This window comes from Gammaproteobacteria bacterium (assembly GCA_016195665.1).
GTDB lineage: Bacteria > Pseudomonadota > Gammaproteobacteria > SURF-13 > SURF-13 > JACPZD01.
Genome location: JACPZD010000036.1, coordinates 1 through 13,073 on the forward strand (window position 1 = coordinate 1; position 13,073 = coordinate 13,073).

The window sequence follows — 13,073 nt, forward strand, 5'->3', positions numbered from 1 at the left end:
ACGCCGTGCCGGGTGCCTCCTATTTTGTCTCCACCCGCGCTACCGCGCGGACTCCGACAAAACATCCGGCCCTACGGCTACGCGGGGGGCGTCGCACACCGCTCGTCCGCTATCGCTCCCTCGCTTCCATGTGCTCCTTCCTGGTTTTGATAAAATTGTTACTCATAATCTTGTTTATCCGCTACCTAGGGGCCTGCGTAAGCAGGCCCCCTAAACGTCAAAACATGAAATTAGCCAGCAGGTACAGTGTGTTGTTATCGGATGCGTTTCTGCCAAACCCGTCGTAATCCCTGCGTGCGCCGTTGAATTTGCCATAGGCGGTATATTGCAGGGCGAGCTTGGTGTGCATCTGCGGCAGGTAATTCAACTCCATGACTACGCCATCGCTGTCGGTGCTGCCCGTGGCGCTGCCGGTCACTTCCCCCATCGGATACAACGCAGGGTCCTCATCGCCGCGCAGCGTGAAGTAGCCCAAGGTAAAGCCGTAGCGGCGTTGGTAGAAATAACTGCCATTCACCCTGAAGATGTTCAATTTATCCGTCACGGGCATAGCGGGCTCGCCCATCATCGCCGCCGGCATATCGTATTTCTGCCTGCGATTGATGAGGGTGCCGTACAGGGTGAAGATATGTGGCTCTGTGATGTATTGATACTGCGCGTCCAACGCGACGTCGCGGTAACGCGTGGTGTCACCCATCATCATCGCCATGTCATCTTTTAAGCGCACCTTGCCACTCATCCCGTAAGTGCCCACCGAGAAACTTTTGTTGTCCCATTGCTTCTCGTAGGCCAAGCGCCAATACGGCGCGACCCCCTGAATGGGGCCCATCTCACCACCGTCACGGGAACGATAGCCGCTCAACTCCACATAAATGGAGTTATTCCAGAAGGTGTATGCACCCAATCCGACCGCCTTCATGGACAGCGCCATATCCAAGCCGAGCCCTGCAGCGGGCATCGGCGTAATCGCCACCGGCTCGTAGGGGAACATATAGGCCGGCGTGCTGTTCCAAGCATCCTGCAGGGTAGGCATGTTGTTTAAGGTAAGGCCATAAGTGAGTTGCTTATCACCGATAGTGGCCTGATTGGCGTAACGGATATCGGCCATGGTCAAGGTCGTCTGCTGCCTCTCTTTTTCATAGGCCAACTGCGCGAAGGCGCCGAGGTTTGAGAAGATTTTACCGGCGTAGTAGAGACTGGCCATCTGCGGAATGCGAAGCTTATTCGCCTCAACGTCCGCTCCGGATTTGTTGATGGAGGTGTAACTAAGCTGCACACCGGCGGAAATAGGAAGGGGCTTCTTTTCACCCTCCTCCGCATCGCTTAAGGTATAACCGCCCAGTTTGAACTGCCTGCCGAATGGCGTTAATTGCGGGAATACCGTATGGCAAGACGAACACTCGAGACCCGTCTGCCGGGCGAAGCTCGGTACGGCGTGGGCATTGCTCGACAATAGTAACAACAGGGCCCAAAGACTAATGGCCTTGGCATGGTGATGTGACATGTTTTATTCTCCTTAGCGAAATGGGTGCAGTTGGTCTTGCTGTATGCAAGAACGAAAAGAGAGCGGCGCAAGCCACCCTTACAGATCAACTAAGGAAAAGCGCGGCGGTTCGCCGGGAGGGGGTGGGGAGAGGATGTCCGCCAATAACGGCTGTGTGATGGTAATGGTTGAGTGGACAATTACTGGTGAAAATTCATAATTCATGAGAGATGCCGAGCAATGCGCACCGCACAAAGCGCACGCCAAACATGGCCCCTTATGCTGACCGCATGGCTGACCCGCCTGCTGGTGCTGCATAGGAGTGATCGCTGAATGCTCATGCTCTGTGTGATTCGCTGCATGTGCAGCGCCATCAGCATGCGCCATCGCCGGATGGCTCGGCCCGACTTGGGCAAACGCCATCTGCAGCGGGGCCACCACCAGCAGGCTTGCAAGCACCAAGTTGAGCCATTTCATACGCAACATTGATAATTAGTCTACTCCCGCCATACGGCATGTCAAGCACGCGAGCGGCGCCCATTAACGCATTAACCCTGAAATTTGACACATAGATCAAAATCATGAATAATAACGATTCGCATTTACAATCTAACGGAGAATCGTCTTGCAAAACTACCAGAACCCTCGTTGCCTGAAAAAATCTGCTCTGCCGGCTTTCCTCGGTCCCCTCGTCTTTTCCAGTACTGTCTGGGCTGGCAACGGTGCGAATTTCGTCCTGTATAACCATCACACCGAGAAGGCGGGCGCTACGGCAGTCATGCTGATGAACGACTTCGCCCGCGACGAGAACAGCCAACCGTACAGCGCGCAAATGCTTATGGTTGAACGTGGCGTTACCGACAATATGGACCAGTGAGTTCATGGTTGAAGGCCAGAAGACGCCCGGTGAACCCTATCGCGCTACTGGTTGGCGCTGGGAGAATCGGTATCGGTTCTTCGACTACGGAACATTTCTTAACCCTGTGCTGTATGTCGAATGGGAGAACCTGAAGACCACGACGAAGTACATGATGGAAGTCAGCGGCAGGACCGATTCGGAAAGCGGCAAACCTGGCGCAACTTCCGAGGGAATTCTTGAAACCCGTCTCATTCTCGGACACGACTTCAGCGACCGCTTCAACGCCGCGTTCAACTGGATCAACGAGACCAATGCCAGCACAAAGGCCACCGACTACGGGTACGCGCTTGGGTTGAACTATGGATTGCTTGGCGCGGGGCATGACACGGAGAGTCACGCCCCTCACGCTCCGGGCAGTTCGGGAAGTCTCGCGGTGCGGGAGTTGACCTTGGGCGTGGAACTGTACGGCGGGCTCGGCAACAGCAGAAAAGGCATTACGGCGAGTAGCAATGTGACGGAGCAATACTTGGGCGTCAATCTGGTATCGCATCTATCGAATGGTCTGATGTTGCAGGCTGGCCTGGCTTCCGGATTGACGTCTCCCAGTCAGCGCGGGTTGCTCCGATTCATGGTTGGGTACGACTTCTAATATAGATAAAGCGAGCAGTCGTGAGCACACCAGCCGGCATCCGAGTTAGTCGCCGTCGAGGCTGGCGTAGGACAGGCTCTCCGGATAGAGCGCTATCAACTGCGATAGTGTTTCCTGTACCTGCTCCAGTGCGGTCATCATGCCGAGCACTTGGTCTTCCAGATCGACGGCGAACTCGAATAGATCGGCGACTTGGCTGCGCGATCCTTCGTTGAACACGGCCATCGCCAGTTGATGCAACTTCAACAGATCAGTGCGTAGTTGCGGCGGCCCGCCGTCCTCGCCGTCGTTCAAATCACCGCGCAGCTCGTCAACGGCATCGACCGCGCGCAGCAAAGCGGCGGTCTCAAAATTCTCGGGAACCAGTTCGTCCCATTCGTCGTCAGTGATACTGATCGCCATACCCGTCCTTTCCTCTTGTTGTCGTGAGTTCGGCCGCCTACAGGCCAAGCTCGCTGTGTGAGCCGAGACGCACGAGCTGCAACACAGCGTCATCCGTAATCGCGCCGAACGCTGCAGACATACTTTGACTGGCATGTCGCAAAACAGATGTTTTACGACTCGTTGGCAACAACCAGCAAAATCGCCGTCGCAACGCCCTCAAAAATGTGCGGAAAACATTGTCGCAATGCGCCACTATACGGAAACTCATTTTTCATGGTTATCCACTTATGTTGGTTGGCTACATGCGCGTTTCGTCGGACTCGGATCGGCAGAACACCGACTTGCAGCGCGATGCGCTGCTGGCTGTGGGCGTCGATGCCCGCCATCTGTACGAGGATCGCGCCTCCGGGGCCAAGGACGATCGCTCCGGCTTGGCTCGGGCGCTCGAATTCGTGCGCCCCGGCGACGTGTTGGTCGTCTGGAAGCTGGATCGGCTCGGCGGCTCGCTATCGCACCTGCTTTCCATCGTGAACACGCTCAAGGATAAGCAGGTGGCGTTTCGCTCGCTGACTGAGGGCATGGACACCACCACGGCATCGGGCGAGCTGCTGTTCCATGTATTCGGTGCGCTTGCACAGTACGAGCGGGCCTTGATCCAGGAGCGCGTCGTCGCCGGACTGGCCGCCGCCAAGCGGCGCGGTCGAATCGGCGGCAGGCCGCCCGCCATCGTCGGTGAGAAGCTAGACACCATCATCGCCGCGCTGAACGGCGGCATGTCCAAGGCGGCCGTGTGTCGCAACTTTGGCGTGAAGCGTACCACCTTGATCGAAACTCTCGCGCGGGTGGGCTGGCCCGCCTCGACGCGCACAGAAAGGTAACGGCATGGCAGACAGTGGCAGCACGGAAGATCAATGGGCATTGGCACCAGTCGAGCGCGAGCTGGTGATGACGAAAAGCCGTGCCAACCGCCTGGGCTTCGCTATTCTGCTGACGTTCTTTCGTGAGAGCGGTCGGTTTCCGCGTGACGAGGCCGAAGTCGAAACGCCAGGCATCGCCGCGCTGAGCAAGCAACTCGATGTGCCCACGCCGATAGACGGAGAAGCCTTTCTCTCCGGGCGCACGGCGGAACGCTTGCGCGCTGAAATTCGCGTTCGTTTCGGCTTCCGCGAGGCCACGGTCGCCGATGCCGACATGCTGACTACCTGGCTGCGCGATCACGTTGCCGGGGAGGCTGGCGGCGAAATCGAGCCCATGATCGAACGGCTGGAAGCGCGCTGCTGCGAATTGGCGATTGAACCGCCAAGCCCTGACCGGGTAGAGCGCATTGTTCGCACCGCGCTGCGCGCCCATGAAGACCGTTTCCACGCCGATGTTTATGAGCGGCTGTCGCCGGCCACGCGCGACCGGCTGGATGCCTTGCTGCGCCCGGAAAAAGCAGGCAGCGACGACGCCACCCAGGACGATGCGGCAGGCAGTGCACCTGCGGTATTGCTGACGTTACGCGGCAGTCCAGGTCGCCCCAGCCTCGCCAGCATGCAAGATGAGTTGGCCAAACTGAACCTCATCAGGGGGATTGACCTTCCCGGCAACTTGTTTGACCGCGTTTCGCCGCGCGACCTGGAACGCTGTCGGCGGCGGGTGTCGGTCGAAGCGCCGCATGAGCTGCGTCGGCATCCCGATGCCGCGCGTATGACCTGGCTGGCCGCCTTCATCTATTTGCGCGCCCGCACCCTGACCGACGACCTGGTAGACCTGCTGATCGAAACCATCCACCAGATTGGCGCGCGTGCCGAGCGCAAGGTCGAACGGGAATTGCTGGATGACCTCAAGCGCGTCACTGGCAAGCAGAACCTGTTATTCGAGCTGGCCGACGCCACGCTGGCGAAACCTGACGGCGTGGTGCGCGAGGTGGTGTTTCCGGTGGTGGGCGAACAGACGTTGCACGATCTGGTCAAGGAGTGGAAGGCCACTGGCCCGACCTACCGCGTCACGCTGCGCACCGTCATCCGCAATTCGTACCAGGGTCATTACCGCCGCATGGTGCCCACGCTGCTGGCCGCGCTGGAGTTCCGCTCCAACAACGACCGCCGCCGCCCCGTAATGCAAGCGCTCGACCTAGTGAAGCGCTTTGCCGACACCAAGGTGCATACCTTTCCTCCAGACGAAGACGTGCCGCTCGATGGCGTGGTACGCGGACTGTGGCGCGATGCGGTGATGGAGAAGGATGCTGCTGGCCGGGATCGGGTCAACCGCGTGACCTACGAAATCGCGGCGTGGAGGCGCTGCGCGAGCGGCTGCGCTGCAAGGAAATCTGGGTGGTCGGCGCGAACCGCTATCGCAAGCCCGACGATGACCTGCCTGCCGACTTTGACGAGAACCGCGACGACTACTACCAGGCGCTGAATCTCCCGCTTGACGCGGATCGCTTTATCGCCGACTTGCAGGCCGAGATGCGCGAAGCGCTGAGCACCTTCGCCGGGCTGAAAAAGAACCCGTATGTTCGTATCGGTCCCAAGGGCGGCGGCTGGATCACGTTGACGCCACTCGATGCGCAGCCCGCGCCGCCCAACCTGACCGCGCTCAAAGCCGAACTCAATGCCATTTGGCCGATGACCAGCCTGCTCGATATGGTCAAGGAAGCCGACCTGCGGTTGAACTTCACTGACGCCTTGAAGAGTCCGACTGCGTATGAAGCCTTGGGGCGCGACGTGTTGCAGCCGCGCTTGCTGTTGTGCCTGCATGGCCTGGGCACCAATGCCGGGTTGCAGCGCATGGCGGGCTTGGAGTCCGGCACAACAGCCAAGGATTTGGCCTACGTGCGTCGGCGTTACATCAGTGTGGATGCGATGCGCCGGGCGATTGCCATGTTGCCGATGGCACACTGCATGCCCGTAACCCGGCCATTTGGGGCAGCGGCACGACCGCCTGCGCTTCCGACTCGAAACACTTCGGTGCATGGGATCAGAACCTCACCACGCAATGGCATGTCCGCTATGGAGGGCGCGGCGTCATGATCTATTGGCACGTCGAGCGTAGCTCGCTGTGCATCCACTCCCAACTCAAATCGCCGTCATCGTCCGAAGTAGCGTCGATGGTCGAGGGCGTGATCCATCACTGTACCGAGATGGAGGTGGATCGCCAGTACGTGGATTCGCACGGGCAGAGCACGCCTGCAACAGATTCTGACCAAGCCCATCGACTGGGAGTCGGTGCGGCAGCAGTACGACCAGATGGTTAAGTACACGACCGCATTGCGCCTGGGTACGGCGGAAACCGAAGCCATCTTGCGGCGTTTCACCAAGAAAAACGTGCAGCACCCGACCTACAAGGCGTTCGCCGAGCTGGGCAAGGCGATCAAGACCATCTTCCTGTGCCGCTACTTGCACGAGGAATCGCTGCGCCGCGAGATCAGCGAAGGGCTGAATGTGGTCGAGCAGTGGAACGGGGCGACCGACTTTGTGTTCTTCGCACGTCGCGGCGAGATGGCAAGTAACCGGCGTGAGGATCACGAAGTCAGCATGCTCGCGCTGCACCTGATCCAGAACTGCATGGTCTACGTTAACACGCTGATGATCCAGAAGGTGCTGGCGCAACCGAACTGGCAAGGGAAGCTGACGCCGCGCGATTACGCTGCCTTGACGCCGCTAATTTGGGAACACGTCAACCCGTATGGCCGGTTTGACCTCGACATGAACTCCCGACTGGCGTTGCTGTAATTGAAATGGCGGCTGGTGACACGACTGTTGGGTCTTTCCCCAACCAGATGGACGGGACAACCGCCGGTCCGAATACCGATATTCCCGACAGCTTCGATCCAACGTCCCGCTACAAGATGAGCCGCGTCGAATCGGTGTCGTGGGAAAACATCTACCAGGTCTCCAACCCGCTCGTGGATCCGATCGGCTTGGCGCTCTACGTCGAGCCTGTCTTGGGACCGCGTAATAAGGAGCTGGAGTTCAAACTCATCCTGCAAAAGAACTTTTTGGATGACCGGCTGATCTGGGCCACGAACTTCATCACGGCGCTTGAGAACAATAAGCGTGGCAGTTCGGTCGAGAAAGCCACTGAGGTGGACGTTCTGACGGGGTTCTCCTATCGTTTCATGAATAATTGGTCAGCCGGGCTGGAGACCCGCAACCACCATGAATTCACCGGCTATGGCTACGGCGTAGCGAATCACTCCGCATGGTTCCTCGGGCCGAACATCCATTACGCAACCAAGAGCTGGTGGCTGACTGCCGCGTGGCGCACCCAGATGCCTTGGGCCAGCGGATTCCAAGATGACCAAAAAGAGGTTATCAGCGACGGGCGTATTTATGGCGATGAGCACGTACGCGATCAGTTCATGCTCAAAGTCGGGGTACCGTTCTGATGCGATGGGAACCGTTCATTGCGGCCCCCCTGGTCGTCATCTCAACGGCCAGTTGGGGCGATGTCTACTTTTCGACCGAGCAGGCGCAGCAGGCCATGTTCCCAGGCGGCAAGTTCACCCAGGTTGCGCTGAGCTTGACGCAGGAGCAGCGCGATGCGCTACGCGCCCGCTCTGGGGTGTATGAGCCATTTCAAGAGAATCGTGTGTGGTCGGTGGAGGGCCAAGGCTTCTTCGTCATCGACCAGGTGGTGGGCAGGCACGAGTTGATCACGTACGCCGTCGGGCTTAATCCCGATGGCAGCGTCAAGCAGATCGAAATTCTGGAATACCGCGAGACCTACGGCTCCGAGGTGCGCGGGGCATGGCGACAGCAGTTCGTCGGCAAGACGGCCTCGTCGCCGGTCAAGCTGAACCAGGACATCACTAACATCACTGGCGCCACGCTGTCGTCCAAGCACATCACTGATGGGGTGCGGCGGGTGCTGGCTGTTTATGATTTGGCGCTGAAGGGGCTGCCAGGTGCCAAGCGTTGAGCGCATGCGCCCTTTGCTGGGGACATTCGTGACGATTCGCGCCCAAGGCGCTGTCGATGCCTCGGAGGCCGCCGTAGCAGCAGCCGTCGAGTCGGCGTTTGTCGCCATCTCGCGGGTGGATCGGCTGATGAGTTTTCATCGGCGCGGCAGCGACATTGGTCGCTTGAATCGGGCGCGGCCAGGGACTCGCTTGCGTGTACATCGTTGGACCTACCAAGTCCTCCGCGAGGCACAGCGCTTGCGGTTGGAGAGCGGTGGTGCATTCAACTGCAATGTTGGTACGCCTCTCATGCGCGCAGGTCTTCTACCCAAGCTGGTTCGCGGTCAGCCCGTCCGTCGACGCCACGCTCTGCCTGACATTCATCTGGATCAGTACAGATGGATTCGACTGTCGGCAAGGGTGGTGTTCGATCTTGGCGGCATTGCCAAAGGCTTCGCGGTGGACAAAGCCGTAGAGACGTTGCAGCGGGGTGGTATTGCAAGTGGCTTGGTGAATGCGGGTGGGGACATGCGGGTCTTTGGCGTCGAGCCGCAGCCGGTTTGGGCGCGTTGCCCCAGCGATCCGGCGAACGTACGGATGATCGGCATGCTGACCAATGGGGCTATTGCCACGTCTGCGGCCTACTTCGTTGATCGCAACCCGTCAGGTGGCGCGGCGGCAAGCGCTATTGTTAAAGCGACAACCGGGCGCAGGGTGAGGATGGCCAGTAGCGTTTCGGTCGTTGCCCGCAGCGGCATGCTGGCCGATGCATTGACCAAAGTGGCCGTCATCAAGCAGCGGCTTCCCAGTCGCCTTGCCAGATATGCGCGAGCCAGGATGGTAACGATATGACTACCCATCACATGTTCAGCATCCGGCTGCCGAAAGCGCAACGCTGGATGACCTACTTGGCGTTGGTCGCGGTGGCCATCAGCGGCATCGTTTGGTGGTTGTTGCACGACGTACTGCAATGGGGATGGATGCTCGCCGAGCGTCGCTTGCTGATTTCGCACGGGATCGCCGCTGCCGCCACGCTCGTCATCGTCGGTGGACTGTTGCCGCTGCACATCCGCTTGGCCTGGCGCATTCGACGCAATCTGTCTTCAGGGGTTGCCGCACTGGTAGTTATGACGCTGCTGGCTGCGACCGGATTGCTGCTGTATTACGGCGGTGAGGATTGGCGCGACTGGGTACGATGGGCGCACATCGGTGCAGATCTCATCGCCGCACTTGCCATCCCGGTTCATGTCTGGTTGGGACGCAGGAAGCTCTCTCGCTCGGCTGCTCCCGTCGCGTCGGCAACGCGCAGCCAACGCTCCGAACGTGCGACATCATGAGGTTGAAGCCTCATGCCCCGCCGTTCGATCCTGTCCGCCGCCGAGCGAGCAAGCCTGCTGGCGTTACCCGATACCGAAGACGAACTCATCCGGCACTACACTTTCAGCGAGCCTGACCTATCTGTACTCAACCCCGAAAATTATGCTCTAATTCGTCCAACACTTTCAAATGCACCCAGCGGCGCCTTTGGCGTTATCGGCATTAGTGAGCGCAAACTTGAGGCTCGCCTTCCATATGGTCAGAATGCGCATCCTCACCGTGCTGATGACCCGACTCCGCCTGCTCCACTTTGGGCAAGGATTTCACACCGATACCATAAGCGGTACACCACCTCGGCCCAACCCGCCACCGCGAGCGTGGCCCAGGCCAGCAGCAACAGCGTCAGAAATGCACGACGCGGCGCCGTGTCTGTCGTCGAGCGTTCCCGCCAAAACGACCAGGCCGCCAGCGGCAAAGGTCTCAAAGTCAAGGGTCTTGCATTGCAATATCAAAGATGATGGTGGCGTTGATGTAGTCGCGTAGCAGGAATTTGCCCGCTTCGACATCGCCGCTCAGCAATTCGTTGATCGCTTCGGTCAGCATGGCTTGGCGGAAGCGGCGGTCGCGTTCGGCGCGCGCCACTACGGTTTCGCGAAATGCTCGTGTCAGTGCCATCTGCTTATCCTCTCTTCGATGCTATATCGTAACTGCGGATGCGTCGGAAAGACAGGGCTGTAAAAGACGCCATCATCCGAGTCGCCCTGCTCAAAATGTTTCTCGATAGCGCGGACTTGGATGACAAGCCCAGCTCCCCGCAGGTACAATTGGACGATTCTCGCTTTCAATTTGAATCCTTAGGGAGTTCCGGCATGTCCAAGAAGCACCCCGTGATTGCGGTGACGGGTTCGTCCGGGGCCGGCACCACGACCGTCAAGCGCGCGTTTGAGCACATCTTCCTGCGCGAAAAGATCAACGCCGCCGTGGTCGAAGGCGACAGCTTTCACAGCCTGTCACGCGTCGACTTCAAGGAAGCCGTCAAAAAGGCCGAGGCCGAAGGCAATCGTCACTTCAGCCATTTCGGCCCGCAAGCCAACCATTTCGACAAGCTGGCCGAACTGTTCAAGACCTATGGCGAAACCGGTAGCGGCAAGAAGCGCTATTACATCCACAGCGATGAAGAGGCGGCACAACACAACAAGCGCCTCAACACCCGCCTGAATGTGGGCGAATTCACCCCGTGGGAAGACGTGCCGGCGGGTTCCGACGTGCTGTTCTACGAAGGCCTGCACGGCCTGGTCAAGACCGGCGATGTCGATGTCTCGGAGCATGTCGACCTGGGCATAGGCGTGGTGCCCATTGTCAACCTGGAATGGATCCAGAAAATCCATCGCGACGGCGCCGAGCGCGGATATTCCGCCGACGTGATCGTGGACACCATCCTGCGCCGCATGCCGGATTACGTGAACTACATCACACCGCAGTTCTCGCGCACCGACATCAACTTCCAGCGCGTGTCCACGGTGGACACCTCCAACCCCTTTATCTCGCGCGACATCCCGACGCCGGATGAAAGCTTCATCGTGATCCGCTTCCGCGACCCCAAGGGCGTGGATTTCCCCTACCTGCTGAACATGATCTGCAATTCCTTCATGTCGCGCCGCAACACCATCGTCGTCCCCGGCGGCAAGATGGGATTTGCCATGGAACTGATTCTGGCGCCCATCATTCATGACATGATCGCAGGCAAGAACAAGTAACCTGCTAAGGAAACTCTGAATAATCTAACCCTGGCGTCCGCGACCCAGACGGTGGAGCCAGCGATCCACTTTTCCCCACAGGTGTTCGCGCAGGCGCAGATGCAGCGGGCGGCGCTGCCAGTCGTGATAGCGGTGTTCGATGCTTGCGTTGAAGTCGTCTTCGAACAACGCCTGCAAGGCGCGCGCAAAAGCCGCGTCCTTCACTTCCTGATTGGCCTCGAGGTTCCAGCGCAGGTTCCAGCGATCGAGATTGCTTGATCCGATCGACGCCCAGTCGTCGCACAGATTGAGCTTGGTGTGCAGCACGCGCGGCTGGTATTCGAAAATGCGCACGCCGCTGCGCAGCAGGCCCGCATAAAAGCGGCGGCCGGCGAGACGCACCGCCGGGTGGTCGGTGTGCGGCCCGGGCAGCAGCAGGCGCACGTCGACGCCACGGCGCGCGGCCAGGCGCAGGGTCCGGCGCACGCGGCGTACCGGAATGAAATAGGCGGTGGCGATCCAGACCCGCTCGCGCGCCGTGCGCACCTGCCTGATGAGCGAGCGCTGGATCTCCTGCCTGGCGGGGCCCTGACCGATGGTGACGCGGCCGGCCATGGCCTGTGTGCCGGCGGCCGGTATAACCGATGCGGCAACCGCCGGCGGCAGATCGAGTGGTTGTGCTGCATGCCGGTTCCAGACATCGCCGAACAGCGCCTCCCAGTCGGCAAGGACAGGTCCCTCGATGCGGATCATGGTTTCGCGCCAGCCCGGCGTGCCCGCATGCGGCGGATCGAATTCATCGGTGATGCCCGCGCCGCCGACAAACGCCACCGCCCCGTCCACTTGCAGAAGCTTGCGGTGATCGCGCGCGAAATTGCGGAACCACTTGCCGGGATGAAGCGGGTTGTAGAACATGGGCGCTACGCCGCCTGCCGTAAGGCGCGCACGATCGTGCCGGCTGAGGCCGAGCGCGCCAAAGTCATCCACCAGCAGTTTGACTGCCACGCCGCGCGCGGCGGCCGCAGTCAGTGCCGCAATAAAGCGATCGGCGACCATGCCGGACTCGAACAGATAAATTTCCAGCAGGATGTAACGGCGGGCGCCGGCAATGGCGGCGATCATCTGCGGATAGAACCGGCCGCCATCAACCAGCAACTCGAAGCGGTTGCCCGCACGCCAGGGGAAGCGGTAAGCGGGTAAGAGATGCTTGTTCATGCCAGGCACACCGACGGGTGGCGGGGAGGCGCAGCCGGCGCGCGCGGATATACGGGATCAGGAAGATCGGGCATAACTCCCGACCAATTCGGCCTCGGCGAGGATATGGCCGCGCATGGCCTTTTCGAGCTTGGCCTTGGCGGGCACGCCCAGATCGGGAAGTATGATATCTAAAGCGTAGAGTTTATGAACATAACGGTGTTCTCCGGAAGGCGGACAGGGGCCGCCATAACCGGTGCTGCGAAAATCGTTCAACCCTTCCTTGGTTCCAGAGGGCAGTTGCTGCGCCCTCACGCCCTCCGGCAAACCTTTACTCTCCGGCGGCAGATTGTAAAGAACCCAGTGCACCCAGGTGCGTCCCGGGGCGTCGGGATCATCCACGATCAAGGCCAGACCTTTTGCCTCCTTCGGCACACCGGACCACACGAGGGGCGGAGAGATATTTTTGCCGTCACAGGTGTAGATCGAGGGAATCCCCTCATTGTGGCTGAAGGCGGGTGAAGTCAATGTCAGCGTCATGCGTCAGCCCTCCTGAATCCTTGGCA

The 13,073-nt window shown here is 59.7% G+C and carries 16 protein-coding genes and 1 pseudogene; 9 read left to right on the plus strand and 8 right to left on the minus strand.

The genetic code is table 11. The features are described 5' to 3' along the window. Positions 1-217 precede the first annotated feature (217 nt). Positions 218-1,504 (minus strand): cytochrome C, encoded by a 1,287-nt coding sequence (locus HY028_09665; protein ID MBI3345101.1) that lies wholly within the window; start codon positions 1,502-1,504, stop codon positions 218-220. A gap of 78 nt (positions 1,505-1,582) precedes the next feature. Next, positions 1,583-1,960, minus strand: coding sequence for a hypothetical protein (locus tag HY028_09670; GenBank protein ID MBI3345102.1), 378 nt, complete (start codon positions 1,958-1,960; stop codon positions 1,583-1,585). Between the two features lie 148 nt (positions 1,961-2,108). Here HY028_09670 and HY028_09675 point away from each other — a divergent pair, with 148 nt between their 5' ends. Beyond that, positions 2,109-2,360: a hypothetical protein gene (locus HY028_09675; protein ID MBI3345103.1), complete on the plus strand. Its 252-nt coding sequence runs from the start codon at positions 2,109-2,111 to the stop codon at positions 2,358-2,360. Between the two features lie 4 nt (positions 2,361-2,364). Continuing rightward, positions 2,365-2,991, plus strand: coding sequence for a hypothetical protein (locus tag HY028_09680; protein ID MBI3345104.1), 627 nt, complete (start codon positions 2,365-2,367; stop codon positions 2,989-2,991). A gap of 45 nt (positions 2,992-3,036) precedes the next feature. Here the strand turns inward: HY028_09680 and HY028_09685 are convergent, their stop codons facing one another. After that, positions 3,037-3,393 carry a transposase gene (locus HY028_09685; GenBank protein ID MBI3345105.1) on the minus strand — a complete coding sequence of 119 codons (357 nt, stop codon included), beginning with the start codon at positions 3,391-3,393 and terminating at the stop codon, positions 3,037-3,039. A gap of 152 nt (positions 3,394-3,545) precedes the next feature. Further along, positions 3,546-3,761, minus strand: coding sequence for a hypothetical protein (locus HY028_09690; protein MBI3345106.1), 216 nt, complete (start codon positions 3,759-3,761; stop codon positions 3,546-3,548). On the opposite strand from HY028_09690, the gene HY028_09695 reads away from it, so the two are divergent. From HY028_09695 to HY028_09720, 6 genes and pseudogenes are all read left to right on the plus strand, one after another. Beyond that, positions 3,663-4,253 (plus strand): recombinase family protein, encoded by a 591-nt coding sequence (locus tag HY028_09695; GenBank protein MBI3345107.1) that lies wholly within the window; start codon positions 3,663-3,665, stop codon positions 4,251-4,253. The genes HY028_09690 and HY028_09695 overlap by 99 nt on opposite strands. A 4-nt stretch (positions 4,254-4,257) precedes the next feature. Continuing rightward, positions 4,258-7,091 (plus strand): annotated as a pseudogene (locus HY028_09700) (Tn3 family transposase). A gap of 5 nt (positions 7,092-7,096) precedes the next feature. After that, positions 7,097-7,747: a hypothetical protein gene (locus HY028_09705; protein ID MBI3345108.1), complete on the plus strand. Its 651-nt coding sequence runs from the start codon at positions 7,097-7,099 to the stop codon at positions 7,745-7,747. Next, entirely contained in the window at positions 7,747-8,280 is a 534-nt protein-coding gene (locus HY028_09710) for an FMN-binding protein (GenBank protein MBI3345109.1), read from the plus strand. Before HY028_09705 ends, HY028_09710 begins: the two co-directional genes overlap by 1 nt. Further along, a complete protein-coding gene (locus tag HY028_09715) occupies positions 8,267-9,112 on the plus strand; it encodes an FAD:protein FMN transferase (GenBank protein ID MBI3345110.1) in 846 nt (281 codons plus the stop codon). Before HY028_09710 ends, HY028_09715 begins: the two co-directional genes overlap by 14 nt. Further along, positions 9,109-9,597 carry a hypothetical protein gene (locus tag HY028_09720; GenBank protein ID MBI3345111.1) on the plus strand — a complete coding sequence of 163 codons (489 nt, stop codon included), beginning with the start codon at positions 9,109-9,111 and terminating at the stop codon, positions 9,595-9,597. Before HY028_09715 ends, HY028_09720 begins: the two co-directional genes overlap by 4 nt. A 254-nt stretch (positions 9,598-9,851) precedes the next feature. Here the strand turns inward: HY028_09720 and HY028_09725 are convergent, their stop codons facing one another. Beyond that, entirely contained in the window at positions 9,852-10,067 is a 216-nt protein-coding gene (locus HY028_09725) for a hypothetical protein (protein ID MBI3345112.1), read from the minus strand. After that, positions 10,064-10,252, minus strand: coding sequence for a hypothetical protein (locus HY028_09730; protein MBI3345113.1), 189 nt, complete (start codon positions 10,250-10,252; stop codon positions 10,064-10,066). Before HY028_09730 ends, HY028_09725 begins: the two co-directional genes overlap by 4 nt. A gap of 194 nt (positions 10,253-10,446) precedes the next feature. Between HY028_09730 and HY028_09735 the strand changes: the two genes are divergently transcribed. Then, complete coding sequence (locus tag HY028_09735) at positions 10,447-11,334, plus strand: phosphoribulokinase (protein ID MBI3345114.1); 888 nt, start codon at positions 10,447-10,449, stop codon at positions 11,332-11,334. A gap of 24 nt (positions 11,335-11,358) precedes the next feature. On the opposite strand, the gene HY028_09740 is transcribed toward HY028_09735, so the two are convergent. Further along, positions 11,359-12,528: a phosphatidylserine/phosphatidylglycerophosphate/cardiolipin synthase family protein gene (locus tag HY028_09740; protein MBI3345115.1), complete on the minus strand. Its 1,170-nt coding sequence runs from the start codon at positions 12,526-12,528 to the stop codon at positions 11,359-11,361. Between the two features lie 57 nt (positions 12,529-12,585). Continuing rightward, the gene (locus tag HY028_09745; GenBank protein MBI3345116.1) at positions 12,586-13,047 is read right to left on the minus strand and encodes a YbhB/YbcL family Raf kinase inhibitor-like protein; all 462 of its coding nucleotides are present in this window, start codon (positions 13,045-13,047) and stop codon (positions 12,586-12,588) included. Positions 13,048-13,073: the final 26 nt, after the last annotated feature.

What these genes read in the sequence shown, in the direction of transcription:
- HY028_09735 (MBI3345114.1), top strand. Translation starts at nt 10,447, where the DNA reads ATGTCCAAGAAGCACCCCGTGATTGCGGTGACGGGTTCGTCCGGGGCC.
- HY028_09720 (MBI3345111.1), top strand. Translation starts at nt 9,109, where the DNA reads ATGACTACCCATCACATGTTCAGCATCCGGCTGCCGAAAGCGCAACGC.
- HY028_09680 (MBI3345104.1), top strand. Translation starts at nt 2,365, where the DNA reads ATGGTTGAAGGCCAGAAGACGCCCGGTGAACCCTATCGCGCTACTGGT.
- HY028_09710 (MBI3345109.1), top strand. Translation starts at nt 7,747, where the DNA reads ATGCGATGGGAACCGTTCATTGCGGCCCCCCTGGTCGTCATCTCAACG.
- HY028_09665 (MBI3345101.1), bottom strand. Translation starts at nt 1,504, where the DNA reads ATGTCACATCACCATGCCAAGGCCATTAGTCTTTGGGCCCTGTTGTTA.
- HY028_09740 (MBI3345115.1), bottom strand. Translation starts at nt 12,528, where the DNA reads ATGAACAAGCATCTCTTACCCGCTTACCGCTTCCCCTGGCGTGCGGGC.
- HY028_09705 (MBI3345108.1), top strand. Translation starts at nt 7,097, where the DNA reads ATGGCGGCTGGTGACACGACTGTTGGGTCTTTCCCCAACCAGATGGAC.
- HY028_09745 (MBI3345116.1), bottom strand. Translation starts at nt 13,047, where the DNA reads ATGACGCTGACATTGACTTCACCCGCCTTCAGCCACAATGAGGGGATT.
- HY028_09670 (MBI3345102.1), bottom strand. Translation starts at nt 1,960, where the DNA reads ATGAAATGGCTCAACTTGGTGCTTGCAAGCCTGCTGGTGGTGGCCCCG.
- HY028_09690 (MBI3345106.1), bottom strand. Translation starts at nt 3,761, where the DNA reads ATGGCGGGCATCGACGCCCACAGCCAGCAGCGCATCGCGCTGCAAGTC.
- HY028_09730 (MBI3345113.1), bottom strand. Translation starts at nt 10,252, where the DNA reads ATGGCACTGACACGAGCATTTCGCGAAACCGTAGTGGCGCGCGCCGAA.
- HY028_09695 (MBI3345107.1), top strand. Translation starts at nt 3,663, where the DNA reads ATGTTGGTTGGCTACATGCGCGTTTCGTCGGACTCGGATCGGCAGAAC.
- HY028_09685 (MBI3345105.1), bottom strand. Translation starts at nt 3,393, where the DNA reads ATGGCGATCAGTATCACTGACGACGAATGGGACGAACTGGTTCCCGAG.